14 protein-coding genes are annotated in these 15,196 nt (G+C 71.2%); 10 read left to right on the forward strand and 4 right to left on the reverse strand.

The window, feature by feature from the left end:
• Nucleotides 1–8: 8 nt before the first annotated feature.
• The 3 genes from xseA (at nt 9) to ACK1X7_RS20480 (ending at nt 2,386) form a co-directional block, all read left to right on the forward strand.
• Nucleotides 9–1,229 carry an exodeoxyribonuclease VII large subunit gene (gene xseA / locus ACK1X7_RS20470; protein WP_390792090.1) on the forward strand — a complete coding sequence of 407 codons (1,221 nt, stop codon included), beginning with the start codon at nt 9–11 and terminating at the stop codon, nt 1,227–1,229.
• Nucleotides 1,230–1,239: 10 nt separating this feature from the next.
• Entirely contained in the window at nt 1,240–1,554 is a 315-nt protein-coding gene (locus ACK1X7_RS20475) for an exodeoxyribonuclease VII small subunit (protein WP_385145150.1), read from the forward strand.
• 241 nt (nt 1,555–1,795) lie between these two features.
• The gene (locus tag ACK1X7_RS20480; protein WP_390792091.1) at nt 1,796–2,386 is read left to right on the forward strand and encodes a malonic semialdehyde reductase; all 591 of its coding nucleotides are present in this window, start codon (nt 1,796–1,798) and stop codon (nt 2,384–2,386) included.
• A gap of 70 nt (nt 2,387–2,456) precedes the next feature.
• On the opposite strand, the gene ACK1X7_RS20485 is transcribed toward ACK1X7_RS20480, so the two are convergent.
• Nucleotides 2,457–2,996, reverse strand: a complete 540-nt coding sequence (locus tag ACK1X7_RS20485; RefSeq protein ID WP_385154240.1) for a DUF4245 domain-containing protein — start codon at nt 2,994–2,996, stop codon at nt 2,457–2,459.
• 185 nt (nt 2,997–3,181) lie between these two features.
• On the opposite strand from ACK1X7_RS20485, the gene glpX reads away from it, so the two are divergent.
• Nucleotides 3,182–4,213, forward strand: a complete 1,032-nt coding sequence (glpX, locus tag ACK1X7_RS20490; RefSeq protein ID WP_078643300.1) for a class II fructose-bisphosphatase — start codon at nt 3,182–3,184, stop codon at nt 4,211–4,213.
• Between the two features lie 79 nt (nt 4,214–4,292).
• On the opposite strand, the gene ACK1X7_RS20495 is transcribed toward glpX, so the two are convergent.
• Together ACK1X7_RS20495 and ACK1X7_RS20500 are read right to left on the reverse strand one after the other, a co-directional pair.
• Nucleotides 4,293–4,649 carry a WhiB family transcriptional regulator gene (locus ACK1X7_RS20495; protein ID WP_020868722.1) on the reverse strand — a complete coding sequence of 119 codons (357 nt, stop codon included), beginning with the start codon at nt 4,647–4,649 and terminating at the stop codon, nt 4,293–4,295.
• A 179-nt stretch (nt 4,650–4,828) separates the two neighbouring features.
• A complete protein-coding gene (locus ACK1X7_RS20500; protein ID WP_385154237.1) occupies nt 4,829–5,527 on the reverse strand; it encodes a DUF1707 SHOCT-like domain-containing protein in 699 nt (232 codons plus the stop codon).
• A gap of 196 nt (nt 5,528–5,723) precedes the next feature.
• On the opposite strand from ACK1X7_RS20500, the gene ACK1X7_RS20505 reads away from it, so the two are divergent.
• Nucleotides 5,724–7,427 carry a fumarate hydratase gene (locus ACK1X7_RS20505; RefSeq protein WP_385154234.1) on the forward strand — a complete coding sequence of 568 codons (1,704 nt, stop codon included), beginning with the start codon at nt 5,724–5,726 and terminating at the stop codon, nt 7,425–7,427.
• Between the two features lie 138 nt (nt 7,428–7,565).
• Here ACK1X7_RS20505 and ACK1X7_RS20510 read toward each other — a convergent pair whose 3' ends face one another.
• A complete protein-coding gene (locus ACK1X7_RS20510; RefSeq protein ID WP_390792092.1) occupies nt 7,566–8,663 on the reverse strand; it encodes a chitinase in 1,098 nt (365 codons plus the stop codon).
• 166 nt (nt 8,664–8,829) lie between these two features.
• Here ACK1X7_RS20510 and ACK1X7_RS20515 point away from each other — a divergent pair, with 166 nt between their 5' ends.
• The 5 genes from ACK1X7_RS20515 (at nt 8,830) to ACK1X7_RS20535 (ending at nt 15,186) form a co-directional block, all read left to right on the forward strand.
• Nucleotides 8,830–9,717: a hypothetical protein gene (locus ACK1X7_RS20515; RefSeq protein WP_385154228.1), complete on the forward strand. Its 888-nt coding sequence runs from the start codon at nt 8,830–8,832 to the stop codon at nt 9,715–9,717.
• A complete protein-coding gene (locus ACK1X7_RS20520) occupies nt 9,714–12,065 on the forward strand; it encodes a bifunctional polysaccharide deacetylase/glycosyltransferase family 2 protein (protein WP_385154224.1) in 2,352 nt (783 codons plus the stop codon). The genes ACK1X7_RS20515 and ACK1X7_RS20520 overlap by 4 nt, the downstream gene beginning before the upstream one ends.
• Nucleotides 12,066–12,143: 78 nt before the next feature.
• Nucleotides 12,144–13,562, forward strand: a complete 1,419-nt coding sequence (locus ACK1X7_RS20525) for a class II fumarate hydratase (protein WP_385154221.1) — start codon at nt 12,144–12,146, stop codon at nt 13,560–13,562.
• A 68-nt stretch (nt 13,563–13,630) separates the two neighbouring features.
• Nucleotides 13,631–14,332 carry a cytidylyl-2-hydroxypropylphosphonate hydrolase gene (fomD, locus tag ACK1X7_RS20530; RefSeq protein WP_385154218.1) on the forward strand — a complete coding sequence of 234 codons (702 nt, stop codon included), beginning with the start codon at nt 13,631–13,633 and terminating at the stop codon, nt 14,330–14,332.
• 134 nt (nt 14,333–14,466) lie between these two features.
• Nucleotides 14,467–15,186: a class I SAM-dependent methyltransferase gene (locus ACK1X7_RS20535; protein ID WP_390792093.1), complete on the forward strand. Its 720-nt coding sequence runs from the start codon at nt 14,467–14,469 to the stop codon at nt 15,184–15,186.
• Nucleotides 15,187–15,196 lie beyond the last annotated feature (10 nt).

Genomic DNA, 15,196 nt, shown 5'->3' on the forward strand with positions numbered 1-15,196 from the left:
TCGCGGTCATGGCTGTCAACACGTCCGCGGAGGCGCCGATCCCGGTCGGCGAGGTGTCCCGGCTGATCGGAAGCTGGATCGACCGGCTCGGCGCGGTGTGGGTCGAGGGGCAGATCACCCAGCTTTCCCGGCGCCCGGGCGCCGGTGTGGTGTTTCTGACCCTGCGCGACCCCAGTTACGACATCTCGCTGACCGTCACCTGCTTCCGCGCCGTCTTCGACCGAATCGCGGACACGGTCACCGAGGGCGCGCGGGTCGTGGTGCACGCCAAGCCGGAGTGGTACGCGCCGCGGGGCCAGCTCTCCCTGCGGGCCACCGAGATCCGCCCGGTGGGGGTGGGCGAACTGCTCGCGCGGCTCGAGCAGTTGAAGAAGGCGCTGGCGGCGGAGGGGCTGTTCGCGGCCGACCGCAAGAAGGCGCTGCCCTTTCTGCCGCAGCTCATAGGGCTGGTCTGCGGGCGCGCCTCGGCCGCCGAGCGCGATGTGCTGGAGAACGCACGGCTGCGCTGGCCCGCGGTCCGCTTCGAGGTGCGCAATGTGGCGGTGCAGGGGGTGCACGCGGTGCCGCAGGTGATCGAGGCGGTCAAGGAGCTCGACGCACTGCCGGAAGTGGACGTGATCGTGGTGGCGCGCGGTGGCGGCAGTGTGGAGGATCTGCTGCCGTTCTCCGATGAGCAGCTCGTGCGGGCGGTGGCCGCGTGCCGTACGCCGGTGGTCTCCGCGATCGGCCATGAGCCGGACTCACCGCTGCTGGACCTGGTCGCCGATCTGCGCGCCTCCACGCCCACCGACGCGGCGAAGAAGATCGTGCCCGATGTGGGCGAGGAGCTGCTGCGCGTCCAGCAGTTGCGGGAGCGCGCGCTGCGCAGCGTGCACGGGCTGCTGGACCGGGAGGAGCGGGGGCTGGCCGCCGCCTTGGCCCGGCCGTGCATGCGGGAGCCGCACCGCATGGTGGACGAGCGCGAGGAGCGGATCACGGCGGTGCTGGAGCGTGCCCGCCGCTGTCTGGGCCATCTGCTGGACCGGGCCGACTCCGAGCTGGCCCACACCCAGGCGCGGGTGGTGGCCCTCTCCCCGGCCGCGACGCTGCGGCGGGGCTATGCGGTGCTCCAGCACGCCGACGGCTCGGTGGTGCGGGCGGCCGACGAGGTCACGGAGGGCGAGGAGCTGCGGGCGCGGGTCGCCGAGGGCGAGTTCCGGGCGCGCGTCGCTGTCGGTCCGGCTGAATAGGGTGAGGGGCATGGCGAAGACGGACGAGCAGGCCCAGCAGAGCGCGCGGGGCGCGCAGAGCGCACCGCGGGCGGAGACCACGCTCGGCTATGAGCAGGCGCGGGACGAGCTGGTCGAGGTGGTCCGCCGCCTGGAGGCGGGCGGCACCAGCCTGGAGGAGTCGCTCGCGCTGTGGGAGCGGGGCGAGGAGCTGGCGAAGGTCTGCCGCCGCTGGCTGGAGGGCGCACGGGAGCGGCTGGACGCGGCGCTGGCGGACGAGACGGACGAAGACGGGGACGGGGACGGCGGGGGTGCCGAAGGCGCGGAGCGCGCGGCGGAGGGATGACCGTCAGCGGTTTATCGCTCGCCCCTTATCGCTCGCCGTCGGCCACCCCATCGGCCGCAGTCGGGGATCACCCGCCGTCGCGCGGCCGCCCTCGGTCGACCGCAGCCCCACCCAGGCGCGCCGCGCACTGTGATTCGGAGCACCTTGCGCACCCTGCGCCAACTTTTTAGTTGAACATTAATCTAAACGCCGTACAGTAGAGGCCGTCAGCGATATCCCCGCTTATGCAGAGGTTTCTTCCATGGCACTCGTACTCGACTCCGCCGCTCAGGACCTGCTCTTCCGTGAGGCCCGCACCGCGAACACCTTCACCGACGAGCCGGTGACCGAGGAGCAGGTGCAGGCGATCTACGACCTGATCAAGTACGCGCCGACCGCGTTCAACCAGTCGCCGCTGCGCGTTGTGCTGGTCCGTTCCCCCGAGGCCCGCGAGCGTCTGGTGCGGCACATGGCCGAGGGCAACCAGGCCAAGACCTCCACCGCCCCGCTGGTCGCGATCCTCGCCGCGGACAACGAGTTCCACGAGGAGCTGCCCGCGCTCTTCCCGCACTTCCCGCAGGCCAAGGACGTCTTCTTCTCCGAGCGCGCCGCCCGTGAGCAGGCCGCCGGGCTGAACGCCTCGTTGCAGGCCGGTTACTTCATCCTGGGCATCCGCGCCGCCGGTCTCGCCGCCGGCCCGATGACCGGTTTCGACGCCGCCGGGGTCCAGAAGGAGTTCCTGGACGAGGACCACACCCCGCTGGTGGTCATCAACATCGGCAAGCCGGGCGACGACGCCTGGTTCCCCCGTGGCCCGCGCCTGGACTACGACCAGGTCATCACCACGGTCTGAGCCACCACGGACCACACCGAAGGGCGTGGCCCGGACCGCTGGTCCGGGCCACGCCCTTCGGTCATCGAGCTCAGCCCTTCTTCTCGGTGAGCGCGGCGGCCATCTTCGTCAACTGCCCGTACGACGCCGTCCCGGTGACCACCGTGGTCACGCCCGGCTTCTGGCGCACCAGCGCGTCGTACTTGTCGCCCTCGTAGCGGACCCACTCCTCACCGTCGATCCGCTGTGTGCGCTTCGTCTCCCGCGCCTGCTGTGTGACCTCTTCCACGAACGGCTCGGGCTTGCCGTCGCTCTGCTCGACCGCGACGTACTCCTGGTCCTGGTCGAGGAAGCCGAGGTGCCAGAGCGCGCCGTCCGGCTCGGCGGCCGGGCGATAGGTCACCGACGTCGCGCGCCAGCCCTTGGGCAGGCTCCCGGGCTCGGGGGCGGCCACCGGGTACGGGGCGGCGCGGCGGGCCGTGTCCAGCTCCACGCGGTAGTCCACCGTCTTCAGCCCGGAGCCCTTGGGGCCCTCGTCGTGCGGGATACCGAAGAGGTAAATGGCCGCCGCGACGACGCCGATCGCCGCCAGCGACAGCACCATGTCCCGGACCGTCTCTTTGCCACGCATACCTGCCACGCCCCCTATCGTCCCTCATCCGGTCGTCGCACCTCGCAACAGGGCCGTGCTCATGCGTGGGGCTGTCTGCTCACTTAGCCAATCAGCGGATAAGGTCATGAACACCCTCACCCTCCCAGCCCCCCGCGGGGCGGAGGGACCTCCCGGTCCGTCGCCGTACAGAAAGGTGCGCTCCGATGACCGAGCATCATCTCCCCTCCCAGCTCGAGGTCAGCCCCGAGGCTCCCGATCGCAACCTCGCCCTGGAACTCGTCCGGGTCACCGAGGCGGGTGCCATGGCCTCCGGCCGCTGGGTGGGCCGCGGCGACAAGAACGGCGCCGACGGCGCCGCCGTGAAGGCCATGCGCTCCCTCGTGCACACCGTCTCGATGAACGGCGTCGTCGTCATCGGAGAGGGGGAGAAGGACGAGGCGCCGATGCTCTTCAACGGTGAGCGCGTGGGCGACGGCACCGGCCCGGAGTGCGACGTGGCCGTGGACCCGGTGGACGGCACCACGCTCACCGCGAAGGGCATGGCCAACGCCGTCTCCGTACTCGCGGTCGCCGAGCGCGGCACCATGTTCGACCCGTCGGCCGTCTTCTACATGGACAAGCTGGTCACCGGCCCCGACGCCGCCGAGTTCGTCGACATCACCGCGCCCCCCGGCGTGAACATCCGCCGGATCGCCAAGGCCAAGAAGTCCAGCCCCGAGGACGTCACCGTCGTGGTCCTCGACCGCCCCCGCCACGAGGGCATCGTCAAGGAGATCCGGGAGGCGGGCGCCCGGATCAAGTTCATCTCCGACGGCGACGTGGCCGGCGCGATCATGGCCGCGCGCGAGAGCACCGGCGTGGACCTGCTGCTGGGCGTCGGCGGTACACCGGAGGGCATCATCGCGGCCTGCGCGATCAAGTGCCTCGGCGGCACCATCCAGGCCAAGCTGTGGCCCAAGGACGACGAGGAGCGGCAGCGCGCCCTCGACGCGGGCCACGACCTCGACCAGGTCCTCGAGACCAACGACCTGGTCAGCGGCGACAACGTGTTCTTCGTCGCGACCGGCATCACGGACGGGGATCTGCTGCGCGGGGTGCGGTACCGCGCGGAGACCGCCACCACCCAGTCGCTGGTCATGCGGTCCAAGTCCGGCACCATCCGGCAGATCGACTCCACCCACCGGCTGGCCAAGCTGCGCGCCTACGCCGCCGTCGACTTCGAACGGCCGAGCTGAGCGCGCGACCGCCCCGGACAGCACATGACGAGGGCCGGGTCCCGCCTCCCGGCGGGGCCCGGCCCAGGTCCCGAAGAGTTCAGCCGGCTGCGGCGACCCGCACCGCGCGCTGTAGCTCCGCCTCCCGGCGCCGGCGGCGGGCCAGCACGACCCGGCGCTCGGCCGCGGTCAGCCCGCCCCACACGCCGTACGGCTCGGGCTGAAGCAGTGCGTGCTCCCGGCACTCGACCATGACCGGGCAGCGCGCGCAGACGCGCTTGGCGGCCTCTTCCCGCGACAGCCTGGCAGCCGTGGGCTCCTTGGAAGGGGCGAAGAACAGCCCGGCCTCGTCCCGTCGGCACACCGCCTCCGAGTGCCAGGGGCCGGCCTGATCGCGCGCGGGAACGCGCTGCGGGGGCACGGCGGCTTCCAGCAGGGGCTGATGCGGTTGCAGCACGGTCTACTCCTGACGACGGCTCCGGTGGTCACCCTTGCCCGCCTCGAGGTGTACGGCCCCGTGAGCACCCCCATCAGCCGTACGAGAGACGATGCACCAAGCCTTACCCGCTGTGCGCGCGCTTATGCACACCGTTGTCCCACCCGGAACTTCCCCCGCGCATGCTCGTTCTTCAGGGCTTATGCCCGCAGGTTCTTCAGCCGCTTCCCCCGTTTGGGCTTGGCCTCGACACCGCCGAAGACCGCGAACCCGGTGACATGGATCACCGGTGCGTCGGGGTCCTGCGCCTCGTACGTACTGACGTCGAAGCCGCCGAGGATGCCCGCGCCCGAGCCGCGCAGCGAGACGTTCTCCGGGACCTTGATGTCCACTCCGCCGAAGGCGGCCACGACATTGATGACGATCTCCCGGTGCTCGAAGACCGCCTCGGTCAGATCGATTTCGACGCCGCCGAAGACCGCCAGGACGTTCGTCCGGCGCCTGACCCGCCAGCGGCCCTTGCGCGTCGAACCGCCGAAGACCGCCACCAGGTTCTCCGACTCGGGCACGGTGCGCGCCCAGTCCGTCTCCGCGTCGTGCGCCGGGGCCGGGCCGGTGCCGCGGGCCGGGGCGACGGGCAGATCGCGCACCAGGGGTTCCAGCTCGCCGAGGGTCTTGGCGCGATAGACCGCGTCGATCCGCTCGGCGTGCTCCTCGGGCTGGAGCCGCCCCTCGGCGAGGGCCTCCCGCAGGATGTCCGCGATCCGGTCGCGGTCGGCGTCGGACGCGCGAAGGTCCGCCTCCGCGACGGGCGCGGACGCCGGAGCCGGAGCCGAGGCGGCCTCGGGTGCGGCCGCGGGGGCGGATTTGGTCAGGGGCACGGGCTGCTGCTCATCCACGGACTCAGAGTATCCAGTCGCGATAGATCGCGACTAGGGGACGATCCCTGACACGTCCCTGATCCTTCCCCCACCGGCACCCGCGCCCCGCTACTGAGCCTTACCTCACAGGTCCCGTTCCACCGCCCCGTTCTACGCTTATGAACGCGCTGTCGACGAAGTCAGCCCAAGCCCCGTCGAGTGAGGAATGGCCGCGATGCCCCCCGTCTCCCGCCCCAACCACCCAGCGTTTGCCTATTCGGACCTGCTGCCCCTGGGAGAGGACACCACGCCCTACCGCCTGGTGACCTCCGACGGCGTGAGCACCTTCGAGGCCGACGGGCGCACCTTCCTGAAGGTCGAGCCGGAGGCGCTGCGCAAGCTCGCGGCCGAGGCGATGCACGACATCTCGCACTATCTGCGCCCGGCCCACCTCGCCCAGTTGCGCCGCATCCTCGACGACCCGGAGGCCAGCGCCAACGACCGCTTCGTCGCGCTGGACCTGCTGAAGAACGCCAATATCGCGGCGGCCGGGGTGCTCCCGATGTGCCAGGACACCGGCACCGCGATCGTCATGGGCAAGCGCGGGCAGAACGTGCTGACCGAGGGCGGCGACGAGGAGGCCCTGTCGCGGGGCGTCTTCGACGCGTACACCAAGCTCAATCTGCGCTACTCCCAGATGGCCCCGCTGACCATGTGGGAGGAGAAGAACACCGGCTCCAACCTGCCCGCGCAGATCGAGCTGTACGCGACCGACGGCGGCGCCTACAAGTTCCTCTTCATGGCCAAGGGCGGCGGCTCGGCCAACAAGTCCTTCCTCTACCAGGAGACGAAGGCGGTGCTGAACGAGGCATCGATGATGAAGTTCCTGGAGGAGAAGATCCGCTCGCTGGGCACGGCCGCCTGTCCGCCGTACCACCTGGCGATCGTGGTCGGCGGCACCAGCGCCGAGTACGCGCTCAAGACCGCGAAGTACGCCTCCGCGCACTATCTGGACGAGCTGCCCGCCGAGGGCTCCCCGACCGGGCACGGCTTCCGCGACAAGGAGCTGGAGGAGAAGGTCTTCGAGCTGACGCAGAAGATCGGGATCGGGGCGCAGTTCGGCGGCAAGTACTTCTGCCATGACGTGCGGGTGGTGCGGCTGCCGCGCCACGGCGCCTCCTGCCCGGTCGCCATCGCGGTCTCGTGCTCCGCCGACCGCCAGGCGCTCGCCAAGATCACGCCGGAGGGCGTCTTCCTGGAGCAGCTCGAGACCGACCCGGCGCGCTTCCTGCCGGAGACGACGGAGGAGGAGCTGACCGAGGGCGCGGGCCCGGACCTGGACGCGGTCGCCATCGACCTCAACCGGCCGATGGACGACGTCCTGGCCGAGCTGACCAGGCACCCGGTCAAGACCCGGCTCTCGCTCACCGGCACGCTGGTCGTGGCCCGGGACATCGCGCACGCGAAGATCAAGGAGCGGCTGGACGCGGGCGAGGAGATGCCCGAGTACCTGAAGAACCACCCGGTCTACTACGCGGGCCCGGCCAAGACGCCCGAGGGTTACGCCTCCGGTTCGTTCGGCCCGACGACGGCGGGCCGGATGGACGCGTACGTCGAGCAGTTCCAGGCGGCGGGCGGCTCGAAGGTCATGCTGGCCAAGGGCAACCGCTCGAAGCAGGTCACCGACGCGTGTGCCGCGCACGGCGGCTTCTATCTGGGCTCGATCGGGGGTCCGGCGGCGCGGCTGGCCCAGGACTGCATCAAGAAGGTCGAGGTCCTGGAGTACGAGGAGCTGGGCATGGAGGCGGTCTGGAAGATCGAGGTCGAGAACTTCCCGGCGTTCATCGTGGTGGACGACAAGGGGAACGACTTCTTCCAGGATCCGGCGCCGCAGCCGACGTTCACGAGTATTCCGGTGCGGGGGCCGGGGGTGGCGTAACGCGCCTGCGGGGCGGCGGGGGCGTGGACGCGCCCCCGCGGCCCTTACCCGTCCCATCCCCGGGGCTGCGCCCCCAGGCCCCCGTCCGGCCCGGGACGGGCCTTGTCCTCAAGCGCCTGACGGGCTGGATCGATCAGGTCAGCCCCTCAGTGCCGCCTCGAAGGCGCCGGGGCGTTGAGTGACGCCGCTGCAACGCGTGTTCGGGACGACGTTCTCGGTCGTCCCGGGGCCCGCGGCACTGGCCGTGGGGGCCGCGGGGGTGGCGGACTGGGTCATCTCCGGGGTGCATGGCTGGTCGCGTTCGGCGGACCACATCGACAGCCGTCCGATCCCCTTCTCCGCGGCGAACCGCGCCAGCCCGGACGCGTCCTCCAGCGTGAAGGTCTCACCGGTGACGTCGTTGACCCCGATCATCGGTGTCACCGCGAGCACCTTCCAGGCGGCGGCGTCGGACATGCCGAGCAACTCGCGGATCCGGGCCTGCGCCGCGGTGGCCGCCTGGACGGCGTAGTCGCCCATGTCGCCCGTATGGTCCCCGCTGTAGTTCATCGCCATGATGTTGACGGTCGAGAGGATGACCCCCTCCTGTTTGGCGGCCTCCAACTGGGCGACGCTCTCGGCGGTCAGCCCGTCAGGCATGGCGGGCAGGGTGAAGGAGATGTTCAGGCCCTCGTGGGTGCGCTGGATCAGCGCGAGCGCCTGGGCGCGGCGGGCGGCCGCCTCGGTGTTGCCGAGCGCCTCGCCCTCGAGGTCGAAGTCGATCCGGTGCGCCTGGTATCGCTCGATCACCTCGGCGTAGGCGGAGGCGAGTTCGGGGACGTCGGTGCAGACGGTGGCCAGCTCGGTGCCCTCGGCGCCGCCGAAGGAGATCCGTACGTCGCCGCCCGCCCGGCGGGCGCCCTCGACCCGGGCCTCCAGCGCCTCGTCGTCGAGCGAGGTGCCGCCGTCCCACGCCGGGGTGCAGCCGTCGCCCGCGACGACGAAGCCCAGGGTGAACTCCTTGACCCCGCGCCCGGCCGCGGCGGCCATGTCGTACCCCGAGTCCGACCAGGCGTTGACGTACGGCACGAACTCGGCGGGCGGCCGTGCCGCCGCTGGGGGCTGCGACGCCCGCGGCTGTGAGGGCGCGGCGTGCGGCTCGGGCGGCTGCTTGTGGTGTCCCGCCCATACGGCGATGGTGGCGCAGACCACCGCGCCGGCCACGGCGATTCCGCTCATGCGGGGGCTGGCCCTCATGGCTCTGGCTCCTCCTTGCGGTCCGGTACGAGGCGCCGGGGGCTGCGCCGCCCGAGCCGTTCTCCTCGCCAAACCTCGCATATTCCGTGAAGCCTACTGAACTATGACACACCGCATGTTTGACTTATATGTCGCATGTCGTATTTTCTGCATTAACCTCTTCCGTATGGATCCTCAGTCAGATGTGGCCGAGCGCGCGCCTTCGCGTCCCCTCCGCGCTGACGTGGCCCGGAAGGGGCCCGTGTTCGTGGACCTCTCCGGGCGCCGTGGCCGATTCGTACGTCATGTGGGCGTAGTCGCGGGGGCCGCCTGCCTCGGCTATTCGGCGGTCCTGGGGTTGGGCTACGCGGGCGGTACGCCGTTCGCGCCGCAGACGTTGATCCCCGGGCATCCCGTCGCCACCGAGGCGTTCGGCCGGCAGCCGAAGCACACCCCGGAGGGGCGTTCGGGGCCCTCCGGATCGCATGAGCGGCGCGACGACGCATACGAGTACGGGTACGAGTACGCGCCGACTCACCGTCAGCACCAGCGCCACCGGCACGACTCCGAGCATTCGGAGCCCCAGTCCGCCCGGCAGCCCGTCGCCCTGCCCCCCATCACCACCCGGCCGCGGCCCGCACCCCCGCAGCCCGCCCCGCCCAAGACCCACCGCGCGGCGCCGCGGCACTCCGCCGCGCACCCCCGCCCCGGCGCCCGCGAGTCCGCCCAGGGACACCGGGCCCCGGGGCACCGCAAGCACGCCCACGCGCCCTCGCATCCGGCCGCCCACCCGCCCGCCAAGCACCCCGTGGACGCGTCGCACACCCCGCCGAAGAAGCACTCCGACACCGCCAAGCCACCGGCCAAGGGCTCCGGTCACCCGCAGGCCCCCGGCCGCACCACCAAGCCCGGCCACGCCAACTCCCCCCAGAAGCCCCAGTCCCAGAAGCCGCAGTCCCAGAAGCCCCCGCAGGCCAACCCGCCCAAGCCGCCGAAGGGTCCCCAGGGGCCCGCCGGAGGTGGCGCCCCGGCCGGTGGGCCGGACGCCCCCGAGGCCGACGGCGAGGAGTCATGAGCGGCGGCAGACCGCCGAGGCTGCCCCGGCCGCGCCGCCGGCCCCCCGCGCCCCGTCAGGACGGCGCGCCCCGCACGGTGTTCCGGCTGACCGGCTCCGGGCGCCGCGCCGCGAGGCTCACGGGCAGACTCCGGGCCACGGGCAGGCTCAGGCGCGGGCTCCGCGTCCCCGCGCTGAACAAGACCGAGCCCCGCGCCCCCAGACCGCGCCCGCCCAGACTCCGTACCGTCAAGCTGCGAAAGCTCCGCACCCGCACCCGCATGGTGCTCGCCCTCGCGACCCTGCTCGCGCTGGTGTGCACCCTGCTGCTGGACGGCTATCTGCACGCCGAGGTCGGCAACGACGCCCGGGTGTACCGCTCACACGCCTCGCGCACCGTCCCCGACCGGCTGCGCAAGGGCGGGCCGGTGATCACCTTCGACCGGAAGGGGAAGGCCACCGAGCACGCCATCCCGTCCAAGACCATCGCGCTGACCTTCGACGACGGCCCGGACCCCCGCTGGACCCCGGAGATCCTCGACGTACTGCGCCGCCACAAGGTGCGGGGGACCTTCTTCGTGCTGGGTCAGATGGTGGTCCGCCATCCGGAGCTGGTCCGCCGGATGCGGGCCGCGGGCCATGAGGTCGGGGTGCACACCTTCTCCCATGTCGACCTGTCGTACCAGGGCAAGGGGCGCATGGACCGCGAACTGGCCCAGTCCCAGTTGGCCCTGGCCGGTGCGGCGGGCATCACCAGCTCGCTCTTCCGCGCCCCGTACGCCTCCAAGGTCCGCGCGCTGGACGACCGCACCTGGCCGGTGCAGCAGCACATCGGCTCCAAGGGCTACATCAGCGCCTTCGTGGACACCGACAGCGAGGACTGGCAGCGGCCCCCGGTCAAGGAGATCATCCAGAACGCCACTCCCGAGGGGAAGAAGGGCGCGTCCGTGCTCTTCCACGACGCGGGCGGCAACCGCGCGCGGACCGTGACGGCCCTGGGGCTGTACATCGAGCGGATGCAGAAGAAGGGCTACTCCTTCACCACCGTCACCGGCGCGCTCGGCGCCCACAGCGCCAACCACCCGGCGCACACCCTGCCGGTCTGGGAGGGCCGGGCGCTGATCTGGGCCGCCGCGTTCACCCACAGCGCGCTGCCCGCGCTGATGGCGCTGCTCGGCCTGGTGGGCTTCTCGGTGATCGGGCGGCTGCTGCTGATGGTGGTCCTCGCCTGGTGGCACCGGCGCTCGCGGGAGCGGCGGCGCTGGAGCCGGGTGCAGGAGGTGACCGATCCGGTGAGCGTGATCGTGCCCGCGTACAACGAGAAGGAGTGCATCGCCAACACCCTGAAGTCGCTGTCCGCCGCCACCCACCCGATCGAGATCCTGGTCGTGGACGACGGCTCCACCGACGGCACCGCCGATATCGCCGAGGCGATGGGGCTGCCCAACGTGCGGGTGCTGCGCCAGGCCAACGCGGGCAAGCCCGCCGCGCTCAACCGGGGCATCGCCCACGCGAGCCACGAACTGATCGTGATGATGGACGGTGACACCGTCTTCGAGCCCACCACCATCCGTGAGCTGGTCCGCCCGTTCGCCGACTCGCGGGTGGGCGCGGTCGCGGGCAACGCCAAGGTGGGCAACCGGGGCAAGCTGATCGGCGCCTGGCAGCACATCGAGTATGTGATGGGCTTCAACCTCGACCGGCGGATGTACGACCTGCTGCGCTGCATGCCCACCATCCCCGGCGCGATCGGCGCCTTCCGCCGCCGGGCGCTGCTGGAGGCCGGGGGCATGAGCGCGGACACCCTGGCCGAGGACACCGACATCACCATCGCCCTGCACCGGGCCGGCTGGCAGGTGGTCTACCAGGAGCACGCCCGAGCCTGGACCGAGGCGCCCAGCTCCCTCGGTCAGTTGTGGAAGCAGCGCTACCGCTGGAGTTACGGCACCATGCAGGCGCTGTGGAAGCACCGCCGCTCGCTGATCGACCGGGGGCCCTCGGGGCGGTTCGGCCGGGTGGGGATGCCGCTGGTGGTGCTCTTCCAGATCCTCACTCCGCTGTGCGCGCCGCTGATCGACCTGTTCACCCTCTACGGAGTGATCTTCCTGGACCCGGTGCGCTCGCTGCTGGCCTGGGGCGCGCTGCTGCTGGTGCAGTTGCTGGGCGCGGCGTACGCGTTCCGGCTGGACCGGGAGGGCTACCGGGCGCTGGCCGTGCTGCCGCTCCAGCAGATCGCCTACCGCCAGTTGATGTATCTGGTGCTGCTGCACTCCTGTGTCACCGCGGCGACCGGCGCCCTGCTGCCGTGGCAGAAGCTCAAGCGCACCGGTGAGGTGGAGACGCCGCGGGCGCCGGAGGCCGTACGGTGACCGGGCTCACTCGTTCGGCACGGCGGGCGCGGGAACACCGGGTGGCGTGATGGCGCTGTGCTGGGCGGAGGTGTCCCCATGACCGACGAGAGCCACCGCGACGAGCGCCCCCAGGAGGGCTACCGCATCGAGCACGACTCGATGGGGGAGGTGAGGGTCCCGGCGCACGCCAAGTGGCGCGCCCAGACCCAGCGGGCGGTGGAGAACTTTCCGGTCAGCGGGCAGCGGCTGGAGCGGGCGCATATCGAGGCGCTGGCCCGGATCAAGGCCGCGGCCGCCCTGGTCAACGCGGATCTGGGCGTGGTGGACAAGGACATCGCGGGGGCCATCGCGGAGGTGGCGGCCCAGGTCGCCGAGGGCCGCTGGGACGACCATTTCCCGGTGGACGTCTTCCAGACCGGCTCCGGCACCTCGTCCAATATGAACACCAATGAGGTGCTGGCCACCCTCGCGAGCGAGCGCCTGGGCCGCCCGGTGCACCCCAATGACCATGTGAACGCCAGCCAGTCCTCCAACGACGTCTTCCCCTCGTCGATCCACATCGCGGCCACCGCGGCCGTCACCCGCGATCTGATCCCGGCCCTGGCCCATCTGGCGGAGGCGCTGGAGCGCAAGGCGGCCGAGTTCGCGGAGGTGGTCAAGGCGGGGCGCACCCACCTCATGGACGCCACTCCGGTGACCCTCGGTCAGGAGTTCGGCGGCTACGCGGCGCAGGTGCGGTACGGGATCGAGCGGCTGCGCGCCACGCTCCCCCGGCTGGCCGAGCTGCCGCTGGGCGGTACGGCGGTGGGCACCGGGATCAACACCCCGCCCGGGTTCTCCGCCGCCGTCATCGCCGAGCTGGCCCGCGCCACCGGGCTGCCGCTGACCGAGGCCCGGGACCACTTCGAGGCGCAGGGCGCGCGGGACGGGCTGGTCGAGACGTCCGGGCAGTTGCGGACGATCGCGGTCGGCCTCACCAAGATCTCCAACGATCTGCGCTGGATGGCGTCGGGCCCCCGCACCGGGCTCGCCGAGATCACCCTGCCCGATCTCCAGCCCGGCTCCTCGATCATGCCGGGGAAGGTCAACCCGGTGATCCCCGAGGCCACGCTGATGGTGGCGGCGCAGGTCACCGGCAATGACACCACTGTCGCCATGGCCGGGGCCGCCGGGAATTTCGAGCTCAATGTGATGCTCCCGGTGATCGCCAAGAATCTGCTGGAGTCGATCCGGCTGCTGACCAATGTCTCCCGGCTGCTCGCGGACCGCACCATCGACGGGATCACCGCCAACGCCGAGCGGGCCCGGGAGTACGCGGAGTCCTCGCCATCCGTCGTCACCCCGCTCAACCGCTACCTGGGCTACGAGGAGGCGGCGAAGGTGGCCAAGCGGTCGCTGGCCGAGCGCAAGACCATCCGGGCGGTGGTGCTGGAGTCCGGCTATGTGGAGCGCGGGCTGCTGACCGTGGAGCAGCTCGACGAGGCGCTCGACGTACTGCGCATGACGCATCCTTAGCCGGGCGTTGGCCACCGGTTGCGGCATAGGTCACGGCATCGCGGCCCCGGCGCACCTAAGATCTGCTCATGACAGCGGACATCGCGGAGACGACGGGGACGGCGGACATCGCCCGGTGGGCACCGGGTGACCATATCCTGTGGCGCTATCGGGCCAACGCCTCCGAGCTCATCCACATCTGCCGTCCCGTGACCGTCGTCGAGGACACCCCCGAGCTGCTCGCCGTCTGGCTCGCCCCCGGCACCCCCTGCGTCAAACCGCAGCTCACCGACGGCACCTCGGTGCACCACGAGCCGCTGTCCACCCGTTACACCAAGCCGCGGACCACCGCCCTGTCCCAGTGGTTCGGCACCGGAGTGCTGAAGCTGGCCCGGCCCGGCGAGCCGTGGTCGGTGTGGCTGTTCTGGGACCAGGGCTGGCAGTTCAAGAACTGGTACGTGAACCTGGAGGAGCCGCTGGTCCGCTGGGCCCGCGGGGTGGACTCCGAGGACCACTTCCTGGACATCGCGGTCTACCCCGACCAGAGCTGGGAATGGAAGGACGAGGACGAGTTCGCGCAGGCACAGCGGGCCGGGCTGATGGGCCCCGAGCAGGCGGAGCGGGTCCGGACCGCGGGCCGGGCGGCCGTGGCGGCCATCGAGTCCTGGGGAGCGCCGTTCCGGGACCGGTGGGAGGACTGGCGGCCCGACCCCGCATGGTCCGTGCCCGCCCTTCCGGCGGACTGGGGCCGTACGGACAAGAAGCACACCTCGGCACACTCGAGGTCATGAACCTCTTGTCGTGTCCCAGTGTTTCAAACGTAGGATCGTCGTCCGGAACACTGCCCATGCGGGACACCAGACGCCGACGCAAGTCACGGGCGATGCGCAAGATCTGACGTATTGTCACAGGAGGGGGCGGAGTCGTGAGCGGTGAGGACGCGTGCGGGGACGGTTACGAGGGCTATGAGGACTTCGACCGCCTCGCACTGGACCGCAGCGGTCAGGCGGACGCCTTCGACACCATCGGCGACCGCTATGACGAAGCCTTTCCGTACAAGGAGGGCCAGCTCGCGGCCGGTCAGTGGCTGGCCGAATCGCTGCCGCCCGGCTCCCGGGTGCTCGACGTCGGCTGCGGTACCGGCCTGCCCACGGCCCGTCAGCTCGTCGACGCGGGGCACGAGGTGGTCGGGATCGACATCTCCCCGGGGATGCTCAAGCTGGCCCGGGACAATGTGCCGGAGGCCACCTTCCACCATGTGGACATCGTCGATCTGCGGGTGGGCGGCCGGTACGGCCCGGGAGGCCCCCGGGAGCTCGGCCCCTTCGACGGCATCGCCGGCTACTTCACCCTGCTGCTGCTGCCCCGCCAGGAGATCCCGTACGCACTGCGGACCCTGCACGCGGTGCTCAGACCCGGAGGGCTGCTGGGACTGGGCATGGTGGAGGCGGACATCGACGACTTCCCCATCCCGTTCCTCGGCAACTCGGTCCGGGTATCCGGTTATCTGCGGGACGAGCTGCGCCAGGTCGTACGCGAAGCGGGCTTCGAGATCGCCGGGGAGGACTCCCACGCGTACGCCCCGGCCAGCACGGACGTACCACCCGAGATCCAGCTCTATCTGAACTGCCGACGACGTGCCTGACACTCGGTGC

Origin of the sequence: Streptomyces sp. CY-1 (assembly GCF_047218265.1) — a bacterium.
Taxonomy (GTDB): domain Bacteria; phylum Actinomycetota; class Actinomycetes; order Streptomycetales; family Streptomycetaceae; genus Streptomyces; species Streptomyces niphimycinicus.

What these genes read in the sequence shown, in the direction of transcription:
- xseA (WP_390792090.1), top strand. Translation starts at nt 9, where the DNA reads ATGGCTGTCAACACGTCCGCGGAGGCGCCGATCCCGGTCGGCGAGGTG.
- ACK1X7_RS20475 (WP_385145150.1), top strand. Translation starts at nt 1,240, where the DNA reads ATGGCGAAGACGGACGAGCAGGCCCAGCAGAGCGCGCGGGGCGCGCAG.
- ACK1X7_RS20480 (WP_390792091.1), top strand. Translation starts at nt 1,796, where the DNA reads ATGGCACTCGTACTCGACTCCGCCGCTCAGGACCTGCTCTTCCGTGAG.
- ACK1X7_RS20485 (WP_385154240.1), bottom strand. Translation starts at nt 2,996, where the DNA reads ATGCGTGGCAAAGAGACGGTCCGGGACATGGTGCTGTCGCTGGCGGCG.
- glpX (WP_078643300.1), top strand. Translation starts at nt 3,182, where the DNA reads ATGACCGAGCATCATCTCCCCTCCCAGCTCGAGGTCAGCCCCGAGGCT.
- ACK1X7_RS20505 (WP_385154234.1), top strand. Translation starts at nt 5,724, where the DNA reads ATGCCCCCCGTCTCCCGCCCCAACCACCCAGCGTTTGCCTATTCGGAC.
- ACK1X7_RS20510 (WP_390792092.1), bottom strand. Translation starts at nt 8,663, where the DNA reads ATGAGGGCCAGCCCCCGCATGAGCGGAATCGCCGTGGCCGGCGCGGTG.
- ACK1X7_RS20515 (WP_385154228.1), top strand. Translation starts at nt 8,830, where the DNA reads ATGGATCCTCAGTCAGATGTGGCCGAGCGCGCGCCTTCGCGTCCCCTC.
- ACK1X7_RS20520 (WP_385154224.1), top strand. Translation starts at nt 9,714, where the DNA reads ATGAGCGGCGGCAGACCGCCGAGGCTGCCCCGGCCGCGCCGCCGGCCC.
- ACK1X7_RS20525 (WP_385154221.1), top strand. Translation starts at nt 12,144, where the DNA reads ATGACCGACGAGAGCCACCGCGACGAGCGCCCCCAGGAGGGCTACCGC.
- fomD (WP_385154218.1), top strand. Translation starts at nt 13,631, where the DNA reads ATGACAGCGGACATCGCGGAGACGACGGGGACGGCGGACATCGCCCGG.